Source organism: Microbacter margulisiae (assembly GCF_014192515.1).
Taxonomy (GTDB): Bacteria; Bacteroidota; Bacteroidia; order Bacteroidales; family Paludibacteraceae; genus Microbacter; species Microbacter margulisiae.
The window spans coordinates 2,038,668-2,059,757 of the sequence record NZ_JACHYB010000001.1 but is presented as its reverse complement, the minus strand read 5'-3'; the positions used below and the strand labels follow the sequence as shown (position 1 = coordinate 2,059,757).

General features: G+C 38.3%; 12 protein-coding genes. 7 read left to right on the top strand and 5 right to left on the bottom strand.

Annotated elements, in window-relative coordinates; genetic code table 11:
• Positions 1–21 precede the first annotated feature (21 nt).
• The 3 genes from trxB to FHX64_RS08365 are packed head-to-tail and all read right to left on the bottom strand — an operon-like array spanning position 22 to position 3,255.
• On the bottom strand, positions 22–1,014 hold the full coding sequence (gene trxB / locus FHX64_RS08375) for a thioredoxin-disulfide reductase (RefSeq protein ID WP_183413323.1): 993 nt from the start codon (positions 1,012–1,014) through the stop codon (positions 22–24).
• 32 nt (positions 1,015–1,046) lie between these two features.
• The gene (locus FHX64_RS08370) at positions 1,047–1,952 is read right to left on the bottom strand and encodes an MlaD family protein (protein WP_183413322.1); all 906 of its coding nucleotides are present in this window, start codon (positions 1,950–1,952) and stop codon (positions 1,047–1,049) included.
• Between the two features lie 22 nt (positions 1,953–1,974).
• Complete coding sequence (locus FHX64_RS08365; RefSeq protein ID WP_183413321.1) at positions 1,975–3,255, bottom strand: N-acetylmuramoyl-L-alanine amidase family protein; 1,281 nt, start codon at positions 3,253–3,255, stop codon at positions 1,975–1,977.
• Positions 3,256–3,969: 714 nt separating this feature from the next.
• On the opposite strand from FHX64_RS08365, the gene FHX64_RS08360 reads away from it, so the two are divergent.
• Positions 3,970–5,241, top strand: coding sequence for an IS256 family transposase (locus FHX64_RS08360; RefSeq protein ID WP_246392280.1), 1,272 nt, complete (start codon positions 3,970–3,972; stop codon positions 5,239–5,241).
• Positions 5,242–5,448: 207 nt separating this feature from the next.
• On the top strand, positions 5,449–6,720 hold the full coding sequence (locus tag FHX64_RS08355) for an IS256 family transposase (protein WP_246392280.1): 1,272 nt from the start codon (positions 5,449–5,451) through the stop codon (positions 6,718–6,720).
• Positions 6,721–7,129: 409 nt separating this feature from the next.
• Here the strand turns inward: FHX64_RS08355 and bamJ are convergent, their stop codons facing one another.
• Together bamJ and FHX64_RS08345 are read right to left on the bottom strand one after the other, a co-directional pair.
• Positions 7,130–7,993 (bottom strand): BamJ family beta-barrel-assembly machinery protein, encoded by an 864-nt coding sequence (gene bamJ, locus FHX64_RS08350; RefSeq protein ID WP_183413320.1) that lies wholly within the window; start codon positions 7,991–7,993, stop codon positions 7,130–7,132.
• Between the two features lie 242 nt (positions 7,994–8,235).
• Positions 8,236–11,097, bottom strand: coding sequence for a triple tyrosine motif-containing protein (locus tag FHX64_RS08345; RefSeq protein ID WP_183413319.1), 2,862 nt, complete (start codon positions 11,095–11,097; stop codon positions 8,236–8,238).
• 617 nt (positions 11,098–11,714) lie between these two features.
• Between FHX64_RS08345 and FHX64_RS08340 the strand changes: the two genes are divergently transcribed.
• The 5 genes from FHX64_RS08340 to FHX64_RS08320 all read left to right on the top strand — a co-directional run bounded on the left by FHX64_RS08340 (position 11,715) and on the right by FHX64_RS08320 (position 21,013).
• Positions 11,715–14,828 (top strand): SusC/RagA family TonB-linked outer membrane protein, encoded by a 3,114-nt coding sequence (locus tag FHX64_RS08340; protein WP_183413318.1) that lies wholly within the window; start codon positions 11,715–11,717, stop codon positions 14,826–14,828.
• A gap of 88 nt (positions 14,829–14,916) precedes the next feature.
• On the top strand, positions 14,917–16,476 hold the full coding sequence (locus tag FHX64_RS08335; RefSeq protein ID WP_183413317.1) for a RagB/SusD family nutrient uptake outer membrane protein: 1,560 nt from the start codon (positions 14,917–14,919) through the stop codon (positions 16,474–16,476).
• A 278-nt stretch (positions 16,477–16,754) separates the two neighbouring features.
• Positions 16,755–18,119: a glycoside hydrolase family 30 protein gene (locus tag FHX64_RS08330; RefSeq protein WP_183413316.1), complete on the top strand. Its 1,365-nt coding sequence runs from the start codon at positions 16,755–16,757 to the stop codon at positions 18,117–18,119.
• 20 nt (positions 18,120–18,139) lie between these two features.
• Complete coding sequence (locus FHX64_RS08325; RefSeq protein ID WP_183413315.1) at positions 18,140–19,591, top strand: glycoside hydrolase family 30 protein; 1,452 nt, start codon at positions 18,140–18,142, stop codon at positions 19,589–19,591.
• An 18-nt stretch (positions 19,592–19,609) separates the two neighbouring features.
• Complete coding sequence (locus FHX64_RS08320) at positions 19,610–21,013, top strand: glycoside hydrolase family 30 protein (protein WP_183413314.1); 1,404 nt, start codon at positions 19,610–19,612, stop codon at positions 21,011–21,013.
• Positions 21,014–21,090: the final 77 nt, after the last annotated feature.

The following is a 21,090-nucleotide window of genomic DNA, read 5'->3' as shown; positions in this document are numbered from 1 at the left end:
ATGTTTACCTGTATCGAAAAATTAAGAATGACTTGACAGGTAACGCTCTGTTTCGATGGCAGCCTGGCAACCGCTTCCGGCAGCAGTGATGGCTTGCCTGTAATGCGGATCGGCTACATCCCCTGCTGCAAATACACCGGGTAGATTTGTCATCGGTGTTCCCGGCTGAGTCATGATATATCCGTTTTCATCGAGCTTTATATATTCTTTGAACAATTCTGTGTTAGGTTGATGCCCGATCGCCAGGAAAAATCCGTCAATGGCAATCTTAATGGCTTCTTCGTCTGGCGTACCTCTTTTCTTAAGCAAAGTAACACCTTCAACGGCTCCTTCTCCAAATAAACCTAAGGTTTCGTGCTCAAAAAGGATTTCAATGTTGGATGCTTTTTTTACACGCTCCTGCATGATGATGGATGCTCTCAGGAAAGGCTTGCGCACGATCATATAGACTTTCTTACATAAACCGGCAAGGTAAACAGCTTCTTCACAAGCTGTATCACCACCTCCAACTACTGCAACCACTTTATTCCGGTAAAAAAATCCGTCACAGGTTGCACATGCTGATACGCCGCTTCCTGCATATTTTTGTTCGTCGGGAATTCCCAGATATTTTGCTTTAGCACCTGTGGCAATGATCAAAGCATCTGCTTCGATGACCAATTCATCGTCGATAGTGATTTTGTAAGGAGTTGCTGATAAATCAGCCGAGGTGGCAATACCAAAGCGAATGTCAGCTCCAAACCGTTCAGCCTGTTTTTGAAGATCTTCCATCATTTGTGTGCCGGTTGTTCCTTCCGGATAACCTGGAAAGTTTTCGATTTCAGTCGTTGTGGTCAATTGACCTCCCGGTTCCATCCCCTGATAAAGGATTGGAGCGAGATTGGCACGTCCCGCGTAAATAGCGGCAGTATAACCGGCTGGTCCGGAACCGATAATCAGACAGCGTGTTTTTTCTGTCCTGGCAGGCGACGTATCGCTTGCTTTTTTGCTGAGATTTAATGATCCAAATTGCATATAGTCTTTATTTATTGATTATTATTTCATGTTTAGAAACTGATCAGAGAGAAATGTACATAACGTTTTGGATGAGCTTTAAGATCAACCATCAGATTATTTGTACTCTGTGTCAGATGCGTAAGTGAAACGTATAGGGTAGTATCATTCAGCAGCATGCCTAATGTCCCATTTTTACTGTTAATCTTATTGGTTATGGATTGAACATTATCCAATGTTTGATTGACACTATTAATCGTCTTCTGGAAATCTATGCTGCGTAAATTCTGGCTCACCGCGTCAAAATTATCTGCCATGATGTTGACTTTGTTCAGCACATTGGGAACATCATGAGCCATCAATAGTTTCAGTTGGTTTGATGTTTGACTCAGGTTATCTGTTGTTTGCGCAATAGAAGCTAAGCTCTTTTGAATATCGGGATTGGCTGCCACTGCATGCAATGCGTCGAGTAAGGAATCAACTTTTGGGATGATTGCCTGTAATTTGGGCATTACCTGATTGTTGATTGTGGCCATTAATCCTTGTTGTATAGTTGATGGAAGTGTATCTCCGGAGGCATAATATCCTGCATATATCGTTTTGGGATATATTAATTCAATCTCTTCCCCGGCTACTAACCCGGCATCCTTAAGTTCCGCATAAGTTCCTTTAGGAAGTTTTATGTCTTTGTTTATACGGATAAACACCTGGAAAGCGCTGTCTTTTGAGAAATCATATGCTATTTCGTGCACCTGTCCTATCTGGTAACCCTGGATGGTTACGGGATTTGCAATGGCAAGTCCATTTAAATTTTTGAATTTTACGATGTAATAATTTGCGGGTTTAAATAAATTGACTCCTTTCAGAAAATTGATTCCAAAATAGAGAATAGCTATGGCAGCTACTATCATTAAACCAATTTTCATTTCCCTGGATTGGGTAGGTGATAACTTTTTCATCTTTAAATATGGTGTTTGAGTTTTATTTTTGTTGATTTGCCCTCCAGAGCCGGATAGCTTCCTCTAATGGAATCTTATGATCATTCACAAATGCAATCACAAATGCGGTAGGATACAATTTTTTGATTTTTTGATGTTCTGCAATGATCTGACGATAGTTGGAAGTATCTCCGGCAGTGTATTTATACCAATGATCTTCCTGATAAAAGCTGACATGGTGCAAATGCCTGAACTGCGAATTGTTTAAAGATAGCTTCTTACTGGATAGCAGAAACTGGATCTTAAAGATTGGGGCATCCTGCGTCTTTCTTTCCTGTGAAACCAGTGTTTGGGAATGAGTTACCTGCGGCGTTGCTACCTGTTTTTGTGCTGGAGTTTCATGTTTGGGCGCTTGTGCAGGCTCTTCTTTGATTTCTTTTTGAGGTTTTACCGTGTCAACCTTTATGGTCTGGTTTTGTGAAGCCGTATCATTGTTATTGCTGGTATCTGCCGCCACGCTGGGAGAACTTTCTTCTGTTGAGGCAACAAAATGATTGTTTGTTTTGCGGTCATATTCATGTTTGAATTCAAGAAACGCTTTGAATATGGATTCAGCCAAATGATTCTGTCCCTTGTTTGATGTCAGGTAAGTCTCTTCCTTTTCATTCGTGATATACCCCAATTCGATCAGAACAGCCGGCATTGAAGTTTGATGAAGAACCCAAAAACCTGCCTGCCTGACGCCACGATTAGAGCGGTTCGCGTTGGCTGTAAGTTCATTTTCTACATCTGATGCGAATTGTATACTGCGATCAATATATTTATCCTGCATATATTCAAACATAATGTACGAATCAATCGAGTTCGGGTTAAATCCCTGATATTTCTCCTTATAATTGTTTTCGAGTAAAATAACTGAGTTTTCGCGTCGGGCCACATCCATATTGGCTTTCGTTTTGGCTAATCCGAGAGCGTATGTTTCAGCTCCTGTCACATGCGGATTTGGCGATGAATTGGTGTGAATGCAAATAAAAAGATTTGAATGCGCATTATTTGCAATCATAGCCCGTTCTTCCAAAGGAATAAAAATGTCTGTCTTCCGGGTGTAAACCACACGCACGTCGGGACAATTCTTTTGAATCAATTTTCCCAATTTTAATGCTACGGCCAGATTAATATTTTTTTCCTGTGCAAAAGATCCGATAGCTCCCGGATCTTTTCCTCCATGTCCTGCATCAATTGTTACGGTGAAGGGATGAGCAAAAAGTATGCCAGCATAGAAGTTGAACAAGAGGAACCCAAATGTTATTAGTAAACGTCTCATCTATTAAAATTTATGTTCCGTCTGAACGTTATTGGAGATAACTTGCAACAAATTTAGTGTTGTAGAGTTTTAATGTACAAAAGTAACGAATTAATTTCTGAAGTAAAAATATCAGCTTGTTACGTTGAAATCATTCCGGTTTTTTATCCTCCGAGCCCCAAAGTAAAAAAAGCAGATAGCTGAAAACTACTCATGGCATACAATTTATGGCTTTTGTTTGTTCTTTAAGAATGAATATATATACAATGCTGGGCATGTTATATCTGAAATCGTTTAGTTCTTGTCCAAAATAACGATTTTTTGGCATACATAGTCTATATTCCTGACAATAAATAAAATATTGTGTTTGATTTTTTGTATTTTCTCCAAACAACGTTCCATTGCTTTAATGAAATGGATAATTTCATGCACACAATGATCCTTTTCTTGTCCACATTCGTTCATTTCGTACACGAAATGATGCATATCGTGTACGAAATAAGCTATTTCATGTACGTAATGACCAATTGGTATACGAAAATGATTCATTTCTTGCCAACATTTTCCGTTTCGTATACGCAATGACGCATTTCTTGTACGAAATGCTTTATTTCGTGTATGAAATAATTCATTTCTTGACCGAAATGACTCGATGTTTGTACGAAATTCAGAGACCGTCCAAAAAACTGTGTAAATAGAAATAAATGCTTATTTTTATAACAGAAAAAAAAGGACATGAAAAAGCAGAAATCAGTATTATCAAAATTGAGTGCAGAAGATGAGGCACTTTTCTCCCAGTTACCAACAGATTTTTTCAAGGGTTTCAAGACCATGCAAGACATAAATGGTTTTATGGATAAGCTATTTAAGCGGGGAGTAGAAAAGATGTTAGAAAGTGAGTTGAGCGAACATCTTGGCTACGACAAGCACTCAGTCAAAGGAAATGGCAGTGGGAACTCTCGTAATGGAAAAACCCGCAAGTTAGTAAAGAGCAGTAGTGGAGAAATAATTATAGAGGTTCCCCGCGATCGTCAGGGTGAGTTTAATCCCATCGTTTTGCCCAAGCGTCAAAAAGTAATAGACAAGATAGAAAGCGTTGTGATTTCTTTGTATGCACGAGGCATGTCGACTCGTGACATAGAAGCTCAGATAAAAGACATTTATGGTGTCACTATCAGTTCTTCGTCCATATCCAATATCACAGATCAGGTAATGAGCGATGTAGAAGCCTGGCAAACCCGTCCATTGGATGATACTTATCTGATTGTTTGGTTAGATGGTATTCGTATCAAAGTTCGTTCAGGAGGTAAGATAATAAGTAAAAGCGTTTATCTGATTATCGGTTTAAATACCAATGGACATAGAGAAGTTATTAGTATGTGGATCAATGAAACTGAATCGGCTTCATTTTGGATGAACGTGTTGGATGATTTGAAGAAACGAGGGGTGAAAGATATTTTAATTGCCTGTTCAGATAATCTGAAAGGGCTAACCCAGGCTATTCAGGCTGTGTTTCCGGAAACAGTAACACAATTATGTATTGTTCATCAGATAAGAAACACGATGAACTATATTGGGACAAAGGAAAAACGGAGTTTTATGCATGATCTTCAACAAGTGTATCAGGCCCGAAACTTAGATGCTGCTGGGGAAGCTTTTGCTGAATTGGAAACTAAATGGGGAGAGAAATATCCTTATGCCATTAAATCCTGGATTGCAAATTGGGAAAATCTGACAGCCTATTTTACCTATCCAGCCGAAATACGAAAGATTATCTATACCACTAATGTGATTGAAAATCTAAATCGAAGCATACGCAAATACACCAAAAATAAATTGATGTTTCCTGATGATCAGGCAATGAAAAAAGCAGTGTATCTGGCGATCCAACAAGCCTCAATATCTTGGAGTGCAAAAGTTTCCAACTGGCCATTGATTGCCAATCAGTTTATGATTTTATATCCTGATAGAGCAAATATTAGTGACACTAGTTTAAGAATAAAATAAAAACGGAAGTTTTTTCTTTTCAAACCCCTCAAAAATTTTGAGAGGGGATTCGAAAAGAAAAAATAATAATAAATGAGATAAGAATGCGTTTACACAAATTTTTGGACACTACCCGAAATTCATCAATGTTTGTAAGCATTTTGAGACCGTCCAAAAAACTGTGTAAATAGAAATAAATGCTTATTTTTATAACAGAAAAAAAAGGACATGAAAAAGCAGAAATCAGTATTATCAAAATTGAGTGCAGAAGATGAGGCACTTTTCTCCCAGTTACCAACAGATTTTTTCAAGGGTTTCAAGACCATGCAAGACATAAATGGTTTTATGGATAAGCTATTTAAGCGGGGAGTAGAAAAGATGTTAGAAAGTGAGTTGAGCGAACATCTTGGCTACGACAAGCACTCAGTCAAAGGAAATGGCAGTGGGAACTCTCGTAATGGAAAAACCCGCAAGTTAGTAAAGAGCAGTAGTGGAGAAATAATTATAGAGGTTCCCCGCGATCGTCAGGGTGAGTTTAATCCCATCGTTTTGCCCAAGCGTCAAAAAGTAATAGACAAGATAGAAAGCGTTGTGATTTCTTTGTATGCACGAGGCATGTCGACTCGTGACATAGAAGCTCAGATAAAAGACATTTATGGTGTCACTATCAGTTCTTCGTCCATATCCAATATCACAGATCAGGTAATGAGCGATGTAGAAGCCTGGCAAACCCGTCCATTGGATGATACTTATCTGATTGTTTGGTTAGATGGTATTCGTATCAAAGTTCGTTCAGGAGGTAAGATAATAAGTAAAAGCGTTTATCTGATTATCGGTTTAAATACCAATGGACATAGAGAAGTTATTAGTATGTGGATCAATGAAACTGAATCGGCTTCATTTTGGATGAACGTGTTGGATGATTTGAAGAAACGAGGGGTGAAAGATATTTTAATTGCCTGTTCAGATAATCTGAAAGGGCTAACCCAGGCTATTCAGGCTGTGTTTCCGGAAACAGTAACACAATTATGTATTGTTCATCAGATAAGAAACACGATGAACTATATTGGGACAAAGGAAAAACGGAGTTTTATGCATGATCTTCAACAAGTGTATCAGGCCCGAAACTTAGATGCTGCTGGGGAAGCTTTTGCTGAATTGGAAACTAAATGGGGAGAGAAATATCCTTATGCCATTAAATCCTGGATTGCAAATTGGGAAAATCTGACAGCCTATTTTACCTATCCAGCCGAAATACGAAAGATTATCTATACCACTAATGTGATTGAAAATCTAAATCGAAGCATACGCAAATACACCAAAAATAAATTGATGTTTCCTGATGATCAGGCAATGAAAAAAGCAGTGTATCTGGCGATCCAACAAGCCTCAATATCTTGGAGTGCAAAAGTTTCCAACTGGCCATTGATTGCCAATCAGTTTATGATTTTATATCCTGATAGAGCAAATATTAGTGACACTAGTTTAAGAATAAAATAAAAACGGAAGTTTTTTCTTTTCAAACCCCTCAAAAATTTTGAGAGGGGATTCGAAAAGAAAAAATAATAATAAATGAGATAAGAATGCGTTTACACAAATTTTTGGACACTACCAGCATTTTTGTGTATAAAACTCTGATATGCGATTTATATACAATCATGGTTTTGCTTTTTTGTATGTTTTTTTGTTGGCAACGCAATGGACAAAGGCATGTTTTAGCACTCGGAGCATGGACCTTAATTCAGACTGGAGAATGGACCAAGGGAAGAATCCGGAAATCATGCATCGGTTCCCTTCATATACAATGTCATGATGGCAGCCTCCTGCTTTTTTCGAAAATAATTCCGCCGGACATAAAAAAAGCCGGTTCGAATTGTTCGAACCGGCTTTTGATGAAAATCAAAGATTTTTATTTTGCAGTTTGTGGTTGAGCAATACCAACCAATTCAATGTCAAAAATCAAAGTTGAGAAAGGTTTGATAACGCCTCTGTCCTGATCTTGGTATGCTAAATCCTGAGGTACAAAGAGTCTCCATTTTGAGCCTACAGGCATCAGTTGTAATGCTTCTGTCCAGCCTTTGATCACCTGATCAACCTCGAATGATACAGGAGCTTTGCCATCGTTGCTGTCAAATACAGTTCCGTCAATCAAAGTGCCTTTGTAGTTAACCTGTACCCGATCAGTTGCTTTTGGAGTAGGGCCATTGCCTTTTTTCAGAATTTGATATTGCAAACCGTCAGGTAAAGTGATTACACCCGGTTTTGTTTTGTTGTCAGCCAGGAATTTTTGACCGGCTGCCAGGTTTGCACCAAATTGTTTTTTCATTTTTTCCTGATGGTATTTTTCCATTGTAGCGCGGAAAAATGCTTCAGCAACTTCAGGTTTCATTTGTACGCCTTTTTCTTTCATTGCAGCGAACAAACCAGCCTTGATTAAGTCAAGATTCATGGTCAATGTGCTGTCTCCGAGTAGACCGGCTTTTGCTTGTTTTCTTAATGCAGCGCCAATATTCAAACCGGTTGCATATTGTGCAAGATGTTTGTCTTTTGAACCTAAACCTTTTTCAAATCCTTCGATAAAGGCATCGACAGCTTTAGTAGATGTATCTCCCTGCAAAGAATATGCTTTTACTTGCGGTCCGTTAAGTACCCCAAAAGCGTAATTTAAACTGTCCAATTGGGTTTTTAATGTAACAGTTTTCTGGTTTTGACATGACGACATGGTAAGGATTAAAGCCAAACCGATGGACATTACGATACTGATTTTTTTCATTTTTTCTTGTTTTAGATTAAACACTATCCATAAATATACAGCTCATTAGCTCTGAAAATTGAATTGCAAAGATAATGAATTTTATCTATTATGCCTGTGGCTCAATATTTTTTATCCAAAGCATGGATCAACTCTGGCGTGATATTTGCATATAGTTTATAAATGACAGGTATATAATGTATTATGTTTTTGTGTGTCCTGTTTTTAATATAACGTCTCAGGATGATTAGCCATAAATTGTTCTATAAACTCATAAGAAATTCTGTCAGGTTTTGATCATGAGGAAGATTTAGCTTCCGGCGTAAACGATAGCGTCCCATTTCGACACTTTTCCCGGATACATTTAATAATCCTGCAATTTCTTTAGTGCTAATATTCATTCGGATATAAGCGGCCAGTTTAAGATCCCCCGTGGTTAGTCCCGGGAAGCGATTACTGAGTTTTACTAGATAGTTGTCGTATGTTTTGTTGAAACTCATCTCAAACATTTCCCATTCTTTTTCCGGATTCCTATTCTTTTCGACAATCATTTTCAATCCCCGCAGATGTGTTGTCGGAACAGCCTGATCGGCAGCCAGTTTTTCAATTTCTGCATCCACTTTATTGATAAGCCTGCTTTTTTGTAGCATATGTTTTGTGATACGGGAAAGCTCTTCGTTCTGTTTTTCTACCTTTTCCTGTAGTAGCTTTGTTTCCACAATGGCTATTTCCTTTTCATGTTGTTCTGAAATACGTTGATGCTGTTTCATAAGTTTCCACTGGATATAGGAATAAAGCCCGTAGGCTAAGAGGGCTAAAAGAATTAATAAAATAATAAATCCAATCCAACTGAAATACCAGGGAGGAAGAATGGTGATTTTCAGCAATTGCGAATAAAAGACCTGATTGGTGCCTTTGACGGTTGCCTTAACCTGAAAAACATAGTCACCTGATGGGAGGTTAGAAAGTGTGGCGATGTTATTTTGCGATGGAATGGAGAAATTATTATTGCTTCCTTTGCCCGATAGCCGGTAGCTATATTCGATTTCACCGGTGTTTTCATAATCGGGCAATGTGAATCGAATATAAATGGTATTGGCGCTATGGGGAAACTCTATGAAATGCGAAGCATAATATGCTATGGGATGAGGCAACGACTTGGAAACCATTTTATTGGAGAATTCTCCAATGTCCCTGATATATACCTGGTTTTCCTTCATGTTGGATATCGCATAATTGATGTTGACCACAGAAAAACTATTGGATGTGCATATCAGATAGTTGTCGGCATCTAATTTTTTGATAGCTTCATAGTTACTTATGACTTCCGGGTACAATGTTTCCAGATTTTTAGAAATCAGATAGGGTCTTGAAGTATTATAGTTCCGGATACAGTAGAATTGTTTTGATCCAAAGCACCACAGGTCATTCCCTGAAAATTGCAATCTGTAAAGGGAATTATGCGTAGGGAGCAACCGGTTGACAGCCTGCATGGGTTCAAAGTGGTTTTGTGCGTAATCGAACTGCATTATTCCCATGGTATCGAGTAAATAGAGATTATTGTCATAAGAATACATCCTTTGGACGGTTGAATTATGTATTCCTAAACTTTCCAGATGATTGCTTGCATAAATGACGTGATTAAAAGTGGAATCAAATTGAATACGATAAACTCCGCTGGCGTAATTCCCGATGAAAAGATCGTTTTTTCTGTCTTTTGCAGCATATGCTGCATTGTATGGATAAACAGCTTCAGGTTGAACATTAAATTGGGTTCCGTTCATCTTCAACATGCATAATCCATCATATGAAAGCAACATTACCACATGGCTATTCATTTCAAGCATGTTCGAAATACCGCTGCCTGTATACACAAATCGTCCTGTGTTTCCGCTTACAACATACAAGCCCTGATTGTGTGCACAAAGCAATTGATTATTTATTTTGAGTAAACTCCATACTTGTCCCTGTGTGTTCGGCATAATATGGAACTCAACTTCACGATCGGGATAATTAAAATCCTTGAGACTGCAATAGACTAATCCCTGATTTGTGGCAAAGAAAAGATTTCCATTGTATTGTTCAACCTGATATACCGATCCTAATTCGCCTTTAGGATCAGGAAAGGTTCGGATCCGGCTGTTTAATTGGATGTGGTCAATGCCACGATCAAGTCCCAGCCAGATATTATTACTATGATCCAGAAAAATACTCAGAACTGTATTGTTGGGTAATCCTTTCAGTTTGTTGATATTGGATAGTATGTTTCCTGTGTGGTCGGTAATCAGTAATCCATTGAGAATGGTGCCAAAAGCATATCTTCCGTCGGGAAGCATAGTCATACTGAAGATTTGATTCCGGATTAAAAAATCATTACATGCCCAGTTGTTTTTTGTTACTTTTCCGTTAACAAGCTGGTAAAGTCCTTTGTCAATCGTTGCTATTAAAATGTCATTATCATTCAGGGGAGCCATTCCATAAACACAATCTCCTTTGAGAACAGCTCCACCGGCAACCGGCGTTAGGATTCCATCTTTCAACTCCATCAATCCCAATGTCTTATCCTGGGCAAAAAAACGATTGTTTACGGCAAAGGCAAATTGAAACCGGGTTGGAGCTTTGATAATGGTTACCTGATTGGTGGTCGGAGAATATTTATAGATGTTCTGGAAGCAGTTGAAATAAATATCGCCCTGGAAAGGTATTATTTTCCAGAAATCATTTTCATCTGTAAAACGAATATTGTGTTCGGTCGAAATGGATGTGTAAAGTAGCTTACGCGTATAGGGATCTCTTTCCCAAAAGCCGAATTCATTCTGCATGCCTACGTAAATGCGTTGGTCATTTGTTATTAACACGCTTCGGACTGCAGATGAATTGTGAGGAATCTGATAAAGAGTCCATTCACTACCATCATATTCTAATAGTCCCCCGGAGTTTGCGAAATAAAGGTATCCTTTCTCATTTTGTGCAATTGCCCAGGTTTGATTGGATGCATTATAAACGGTTTTGTCAAAATAGGTTAGCTTTGGAATACATTGGTTGACTATTTGCGAAATATCTGCTTTTGCTGTTACCCACAGAGCTAAAAACAGCATGATAAAAGAAAAAGAAACGTATTTCATGGCAAGTTATTTGTTAAAAAGTAGACATCAAAAGAGGATTCGACATTGAAAATACCTTTTTTCAAAGAATAATAAAAAATATGGATAATATGATTTGCAGTATATTGATATACATAATTTTATTAGATACATTGTAGAGGTTTAATAGAGGTATTTTACATCAAAAATAGAGGTTTTGTAGATTTGGAATATTTGACTTTGAGAGAAACTCTCGTTTATCTTTGTTCCGTCAATTTTTAGAGCCCTTATGTCTAAACTTAAGTTTATCATGAAACGACACATCATTTTCAGCGTTGTTGTTTCGAAGCAAAGGTAATGCTCTTTTTGTAAAAAAACAGCGCACATGAAAATACTTTACACTGATCTATCCTTTCTTATATCAAAGGCATTGTTCGATCCGAACAGCCGGATATGTATTTTAATCAAAAAGAAAATCAATGATATAGAGATATACAATCCCCTTAATGGAAGTATCTCTTTGTTGTGTAGGAACGCAAGCATTGTTTGTGTTTCTATGTTCTCATATTGTGTTTATACTTTCAACGAAAAAAGAGCGAGCTTTATTTAATATGTTTAACCGCCGAGCTGTAAAAAGAGCGAGGCATAAAAATGTAACTATGAAGAAACGAGTGATGTTTGTTTTGATTATTTTGTTTTCTATAAGCAAAATAATGGCGCAAAGCGTTTCAGGTGTAGTGGTGGATGCCCAAAATCAACCTTTACCTGGAGTAGCTGTGTTAGTTAAAGGTACTTCATTGGGGACTATTACCAATGTAGATGGAAAATTTACATTGAGAGACATTTCTGATGCGCGTACAAAGACCCTGGTGTTTAGTTTTATTGGTTATCAAAAACAGGAAAAAGAGATAGGGCAGGCAACCTATATGCATGTTGTGCTGCAGGAGAGTACCAAACAGATGGATGAAGTTGTCGTTGTCGGGTATGGTGTTCAAAAGAAAAGCTTGATTACCGGTGCAATTTCTTCCGTTTCTGCAAAAGAAATTGATAACAAACAATTAACCCGTTTGGATGATGCGTTACAGGGGCTGACTTCCGGTGTTACTGTAGCACAAAGTTCAGGAGCACCGGGAAGTGCACCTACCATTCGGATTCGGGGTATTACTTCTATTAATAACAGCGACCCTTTATATGTTGTTGATGGAGTTGTTATGAATGGAGGGTTGGAATATCTGAATCCAAATGATATTGCATCGATTGAAGTTTTGAAAGATGCTGCTTCTTGTGCAATTTACGGCACACGCGCCTCCAATGGGGTTGTTTTGGTTACTACTAAAAAAGGGAAAATTGGAGAACCGATGAGAGTGAATTACAACATGCAAATGGGAATTCAGGATGCAATTAAGAAGGTTCAACTTACAAATGCAACCCAATATGCAGAATTACGGAACGAATCGGTTATGAATGACGGAAGTGCTCCTGTATTTGCAAATCCAACTTCTTATGGTGCAGGTACAGACTGGCAAAATGAATTGTTTAGCAGTGCTCCTTATCAAAGCCATAGCTTAAGCGTATCAGGAGGTGGCGATAAATCTACCTATTATGTGTCATTGGGTTATATTGCCCAGAAAGGTATTGTTGCTCCTTCAATTGCTTATGATAACAGGTTTTCTTTGACAACCAACACCAGCTACAAAATTGGGAAATATGTAACGATCGGTGAAAATCTGAGTTATACCTACGAAAAGAATCAAACTGGATTAAATACCAATAGTGAATTTGGAGGGCCGTTAAGTTCTGCATTAAATTTAGACCCTTTGACGCCTGTTTATGTAAGCGCTTCAACGGTTGCGAACGATCCGAATAATACTTACGCATCTCCGTACATACTTCAAGCTCCTAATGGAATGTACTATGGTATTTCCAATATTGTAGGACAAGAAATGACCAATCCACTTGCTTATGAACAAGTACAAAAAGGAAATTATGGGTGGTCGGATAATATGGTTGGTAATGCCTATATTAATGTAAATCCTATCAAAGGTTTGAATTTACGTTCGCAAATGAACGTCAAAAAGGCATTTTGGGGGAATGAATCATTTACTCCTCTTTATTATCTCAATCCGAATAATAATAATACCAATATGGTAAGTCAGTATCGTGAAAGCGATCAAAACCTGACCTGGAACTGGGATAATACTGTATCTTATACTGATCAGATAGGGCTTCACAACTTTTCTATTATGATGGGGATGAGTGCTGAAAAACAAACTGAAGATGGATTGAATGTTACCTATCAGGGAGAACCTGTAACTAACTATCAGGATGCTTCGTTCAACTTTTCCTTACCTACCACGCAGCGTATCGCAAATGCATATGATAGACAGGAATACGCATTAAGCTCCTATTTTGGACGTCTAACCTATAATTATGATGAAAAATATTTGTTCTCAGGCATAGTTCGTCGTGACGGATCTTCTAAATTTGGGACAAATAACCATTATGGAACTTTCCCTTCTGCTCAGATAGGATGGGTAATAACTCGGGAAAAATTTTTCCCGCAAAATACATTCCTTGATAACCTTAAACTTCGTGCTTCTTATGGAGTTGTGGGGAATGATATGTCTTTAAATGATTTTCAATATGAATCCATCATCTCCGGTGGTGGCGGAAGTAATTATGTCTTTGGTACTGATGGCTTGGCAATCGGTTATTCAACTACCACTCCTGCCAATCCAAATCTTAAATGGGAGCAAACAAGTTCGCTTGATGCAGGTTTTGATGCTGTGTTATTGAAAAGTCTTACGGTTACTTTCGATTATTACAATAAAAAGACAACCGGGATGTTAGCGACAGTTCAAATTCCTGGATTTTCGGGGTACACTTCTGACCCGTGGGCAAATATTGACGATTTGACAAACAAGGGATTTGAATTGGAAATTGGGTACAATAAAAGTTTTGGTAAGGTTAGACTAGGTGTTCAAGGAAATATTGCTTATAACAAGAATACAATTACCTATTTAGGTCAAGGCAAACAATATTTAGATGGTGGGGCAACATTTCAAAATTCTCAGTATCCACTCTCTCGTACAGCCGTTGGTCATCCATTTAATGCATTCTATGGATTCAAAGAATTAGGAGTGTTCCATTCACAAGCCGAAATAGATAACTACAAAGATAAAAATGGAAATTTAATCCAGCCAAATGCAAAACCTGGAGATTTCAAATGGGAAGATGTTAATGGCGACGGCGTGATTAATTCAAATGACCGTACATGGTTGGGAGATCCATATCCACACTATACATATGGGTTGACTGTGAATTTAGGCTGGAGAAATTGGGACTTTATGGTATTTGGGCAAGGCGTTTGGGGAAACAAAATATTCCAGGCATATCGCCGATTGGACATTACTACCGCCAATTACCCAATTGCTGCACTGAATGCTTGGACAACTACAAATTCAAATAGTAATTATCCAAGATTATCAGATCTTGATCCAAATCATAATTTTGGCAATCCTTCGAACTTCTATTTGCAAAATGGAGCTTATTTCCGTATCAAAACCATTCAGTTAGGTTATACATTACCGAAACCGTGGATGACAGCTATTGGATTCCAATCAGTCAGAGTTTTTGCCAGTGTTAGCAATTTATTTACGATTACTCAATACACAGGTTATGATCCTGAGGTTGGTGGTAGCAGCTATGGCATTGATCGTGGTATCTATCCACAAGCAAGAACTTATATGTTTGGCCTTAACGTAGGAATTTAATAGGGACTTTCATAAACTTAAAACCTTATCAAATGCGATTTGATTCATGAAATCGCACTGTCGAAATAAATAATAAAAATATAAAGAAATGAAACACAATAAATTATTAAGCGGACTCATCATAGCAATAAGTGCCGTAGTAATTACATCCTGTTCCGACTCTTTTTTGAATATTACGCCTAAGGGAGAATCGCTCGAATCAAACTATTATTCAAATCCGAGTGAAGCGTATGCAGGATTGGTAGCCGCCTATAGTGCTTTAAATACAGAAACTGGGAATACCTATTGTAGCCCTCTTGGAGTAGCAAATTCAGCTTCGGATGATTGCTATGCCGGAGGAGGAGGTCCTTCTGATATGAGCCAATGGCAGGCCATGAATGATATGACTCAATTGACTCCGGCTAATATGCCTGTTGATATGTGGAATGTCAATTTTGTTGGCGTTAAACAATGTAATTTGATTCTTTCTAAGATTAATGGAGTGCCTGGATTAAGCGATGCTGATAAGACTCGCTATACGGCAGAAGCCAAATTCTTAAGAGCTCATTATTATTTTAATTTGGTAATTTGGTTTGGAAATGTCCCATTATTTACCACTCCGCAAACAACAGATGAAATTTATGCAGCTAAACAAGCTACGGCTTCTGAGGTATATGCACAAATAGAAAAGGATTTGACAGACGCAATTCCGGATTTACCCGTAACTGTTCCTTCGTCAGAAAATGGGCGCGCAACACAAGGTGCTGCTGAAGCTCTTCTGGGCAAAGTTTATTTGTATGAAAAGAAATGGGCTGATGCTGCTAACATTTTGAAAGATGTTAATGGAGATACTCCTGGAGGAACAAGTCGTTTCGGATATCATTTGCTGGCAAATTACGGAGATATTTTCAATCCGAATAATAAGTTTAACGCAGAGTCGATTTTTGAAATTCAAAAAACCGGAAGTCAAAATTACGGATGGGGAAACTGGGGTCAATACAAATCGAATGTCTATAGCATTATGGTAGGGCCGAGAGGTTACTCTCAGTCTGGAAGTAACAGTACGGCTCCAAATTTCTTGTCCGGTTGGAGTTTTGATCCGATTACTCCTGATCTCGTTAATGCAATGGTTCAGAATGGAAAGTATGATCCTCGCTATAAATATACGATTATCAATCTGGATAGTCTGGTTCAGGCAGGCCAATGTAGTTATGCAAAGAGTCAGTGTTATGCTGCTACCGGATATTTTATGGCTAAATATGCTCCTTTACTCCAATATACAAGTAGTGCAGGAACAAAAGAATTAAATTTTGATCAGGATTATATTGAAATTCGTTTAGCTGACACTTATTTGATGGAAGCAGAAGCTTTGGTTATGTCGAATACTAACTTGTCCCGTGCTCAGGCGTTACTTGATGCGGTTAGGGCCAGAGTCGGTTTACCATCTGTTCCGGTATCAATGACAGCTATCAAATTTGAACGTCGCATGGAGCTGGCTACTGAAGGTGAACGCTACTTCGATTTGGTACGTTGGGGAGATGCTCCAAGTGTGTTGGATAATATGGCAAATGGATTTTCAAAACATTTTGTAGCAGGTAAAAATGAAATATTACCTATTCCATTGTCAGAACTGACTAATACGCAAATGGTTCAAAATCCTCAATATTAATGTCCCAGACATGTTTTTCAAAAATATATAATATTGTGCTGATAACTAAAAAGGCACATTTCTGATAGGTATTAGTTGATTTATGTAGTTTTCAGACATCCGGAGTGTAAAAAGCTTCGGATGTCTATTGTAAAATTTTCATACTTAGTGATTTTGTCTTTCTTGTAGTAAAAAATATGGTAAACAGGTTCAAAAAAAAATATTTATGGCTGTTTCTTATATTGCCGTTTGTCAGTATAATTTCAGGATGTAAGAATAACAACCACATTGATGAAATTATGCCGAACACAGGTGATACAATACAAACGCCTGTTAAGACTGATGTCACATTTTGGATGACGCGTGCTGATAAGTCGGTTTTGTTCCAGAAACAAACAAATACGAGCCTTATTTTTACTTCGTCAACCAACAATAATCCAACCATTGATATTGATACGACACAAACCTATCAGACAATTGATGGCTTTGGTTTTGCTTTAACCGGAGTTAGCGCTTCATTGATCAACAGTCTCCCGGAAACAACAAAAGACGCGTTATTAAAAGAGCTGTTTTTGACCGATTCGACTGACATTGGAGTAAGCTATTTGCGGATAAGCATTGGTGCATCTGATTTAAGCGTGGCTCCGTTTACGTATGATGAAGTTCCAGCAGGTCAAACAGATACTACATTACAGAACTTTAGTATCAATCAGGAGGAAACGGATTTAATCCCTATCCTTCAGAAAATCGTTGCCCTTGAACCTTCAATTAAGATTATTGCAACACCATGGACGGCTCCAACATGGATGAAAACGAATGGAAGCTTTGTGGGTGGAAGCTTAAAACCAGAATATTATAATGTGTATGCGCGTTATTTTGTGAAATATATAGAGGCTATGCAGGCTGCCGGCATCAACATTACAGCAGTGACGCCTCAAAATGAGCCATTAAATGCATATAATAACCCTGCAATGGTTATGCAATCCAATGAAGAAGATGATTTTGTGAAAAATTATCTTGGACCTCAGTTTAAAGCAAATCATATCACGACTAAGATTATTATATACGATCATAACTTGGATCATCCGGAATATGCCACTGATATTTTAAGTGATACCGCAGCGTATCCTTATATTGATGGTTCTGCATTTCATTTATATGCTGGAGATATTAATACTATGTCCAGTGTACATGATTTATTTCCTAATAAAAACGTTTATTTTACCGAACAATACACTTCTTCTACAGGTAATTTCCACGATGATCTTGATTGGCATATTCAGAATTTAATTATTGGCGCAACGCGTAACTGGAGTAAAAATGTCCTGGAATGGAATCTGGCATCCGATCCTAATTTGCAATTACATACTAACGGAGGATGCTCAACCTGTTTGGGAGCCCTTACCATTGGAACAACGGTGACCCGAAATGTCAGCTATTACATTATTGCACATGCAGCCAAGTTTGTGCGACCAGGTTCGGTACGTATTGCCTCTTCTGTTGTTGATAATCTGCCCAATGTGGCATTTAAGACGCCGGATGGGAAGAAGGTGTTAATAGTACTGAATACGGGTTTGTCAACAACCACTTTCAATATTCGTTTTAATGGAAAGATTGTTTCGCCAACATTAATGGCCGGAGCAGTAGGAACATTTATTTGGTAATTACAAAACTATAATTTTATATGAGAGCAAAATTTGCTATACCACTATTTGCAGCTTTATTTGTGTTGTTTGCAACGTTCGCATGGGGGCAGACAACTACTTTCTCCGGCAAAAAGGTAGAGGTTTATACTACTGCAAAAAATACAACTTTACGGTTGTCGGATGCAGGTTCGTTGCAATTACAGCCTACGTCTCAGGAGATGAATAAAGGCAACTGGATATTTGTCGATCCGACAAAAACGTTTCAATCAGTGCTGGGCATTGGAGGCGCTTTGACCGATGCTTCGGCAGAAACTTTTGCCAAATTGCCTGAAAAATCGCAGGAAGAATTTCTGACTGCATATTATAATCCTGAAAAAGGAATTGGATATACCCTGGGCAGAACCAATATCAATAGTTGTGATTTTTCCAGTGACAGTTATACCTATGTGGCCAATCATGACTCTTTGCTTAAAACATTTAGCATAGCGCATGATGAAAAATACCGTATTCCATTTATTAAAAAAATTATTGCAGCTACCGATGGGAACCTGACACTTTTTATCAGTCCGTGGAGTCCTCCGGCTTGGATGAAGAGCAATGATGACATGTTGCACGGAGGTAAATTGCTTCCTCGCTATCGTCAGGCGTGGGCAAATTATTTTGTGAAGTTTATTCGTGCCTATCAGGCTCAGGGAATTCACATCTGGGGAATGACAGTACAAAACGAACCGTTAGCCACACAAATTTGGGAATCATGTATTTACACTGCTCAAGACGAACGGGATTTTATTAAAAATTATCTTGGTCCTACTTTGGAGCGTGATGGATTGGGTAGCAAAAAAATTATTGCATGGGATCATAACCGGGATTTGCTCTATTATCGTGCCAGTGTTGTTTTGAATGACCCTCAAGCCGCTAAATATGTTTGGGGTATTGGTTATCATTGGTATGAATCCTGGTCTGGAGGAAAGATGATGTTTAACAATGAAAGACGGGTTCAGGAAGCTTTCCCGAATACCCATCTTCTATTTACGGAAGGATGTGTTGATCGCTTTAATTTCAATCAGGTACATGACTGGAGCCTTGGCGAAAAATATGGACGTTCCATGATTCATGATTTTAATGCCGGTACAGTAGGTTGGACAGACTGGAATGTATTGCTTAACGAAAAAGGGGGGCCAAATCATGTTGGAAATTATTGTTTTGCTCCTATTATTGCCGATACCAGAACGGGGCAACTTATTTACACGAATATTTACTATTACATTGGTCAGTTTTCAAAATTTGTCCGTCCGGGAGCGAAGCGGATTATCAGCTCCTCCAGCAGCAGTCAACTACTTACGACCGCGTTTATCAATAAAGATGGCAAACTTGCTGTTATTGTCATGAATCCGACGGATACCAAAATCACTTATCATCTTTGGGTGGGAGGTAGCGCAGCCGGTACAGCCAGTCTGCCACATTCCATTTCGACTTTAATTGTTGAATAGGATATAAATAAAGAGAAGATGAAAAAAAAATCGGGATATGTTATTCTTAGCTTTTTATTGATTTGTTTTGGGCGAACAACGATGTCTCAGAATGTCCAAATGTGGCTTACAAATACCGATAAGACAGTTTTGTTTCAGCAGCAACATGGATCTTTGAATTTTGGCAAAGCCAATGATCTTGGTAACACACCATTGATTTGTGTGGAAGATAACCGAACTTTTCAGACGATAGATGGCTTCGGATTTGCTTTGACTGGGGGAAGTGCCATGCTGATTCAACAAATGAGTCCTGTTGCACGCCATGCCTTGCTGGAAGAATTGTTTACTGATAAGGAGAATAATATCGGAACAAGTTATTTACGTATCAGTATTGGTTCGTCCGATTTGAATGATCATGCGTTTTCATACGATGATGTTCCGGCAGGACAGACTGATCCTCAACTGAAAAATTTTAGCTTTGGGCCGGATAAATATGATGTTATTCCTATTCTGAAAGAAATTATCTCGATTAATCCTAAAATAAAAATTCTGGGTTCTCCTTGGTCTGCTCCTGCATGGATGAAAACGAACCAAGATACGCGTGGTGGTAGTTTAAAGTCTGAATATTATGCTGTTTATGCCAAATATTTGGTACATTATATTATTGCCATGCAAAAAGAAGGAATTCATATTGATGCTATTACCGTACAAAATGAACCGCTTCATCCTGGCAATAATCCAAGTATGCTCATGTATGCACCTCAGGAAGACCTTTTTGTGAAAAAATATCTTGGGCCTGCTTTTCAGACTGCAAAATTGACCACCAAAATTATTATTTATGACCATAACGCAGATCGGCCAGACTATCCGATATCAATTCTTAATGATCCCGAAGCCCGTAAGTATATTGATGGTTCAGCGTTTCATTTATATGGAGGAAGTATTCAAGCATTATCTGATGTACATAACGCTTTCCCTGAGAAGAATCTCTATTTTACGGAACAATGGGTTGGAGCTCCCGGATATTTTTCAAAGGACATCCCTGAACATATCAATAAGTTGATTATTGGCGCTACCCGCAATTGGTGTAAAAATGTCATAGAATGGAATCTTGCTTCTGATACACAATATACGCCACATACCGATAGGGGAGGTTGTAATATTTGTCTTGGGGCAATAACCATTCAGGGAGACTCCGTTACACGCAATCCTGCTTATTATGTTATTGCCCATGCTGCCAAGTTTGTTCGTCCTGGTTCGGTTCGCATTGCTTCCAATCGTGTTTTGGAATTAAACGATGTAGCATTCAAACGACCCGATGGGAAAATAGTACTTATTGTGATTAATAATGGAGATGGGGTGCAAAATTTTGACATATGGTATCTTGGCCGGATATTTCAAACCAGCTTAAATGCCGGATCTGTTGCAACTTATATATGGTGATTCTAATTATAAATGTCAGTGTTGATGGGATTATTTAGTTGACAAATAATGTGCTGATGGACGTTTTGTGTTGTGCT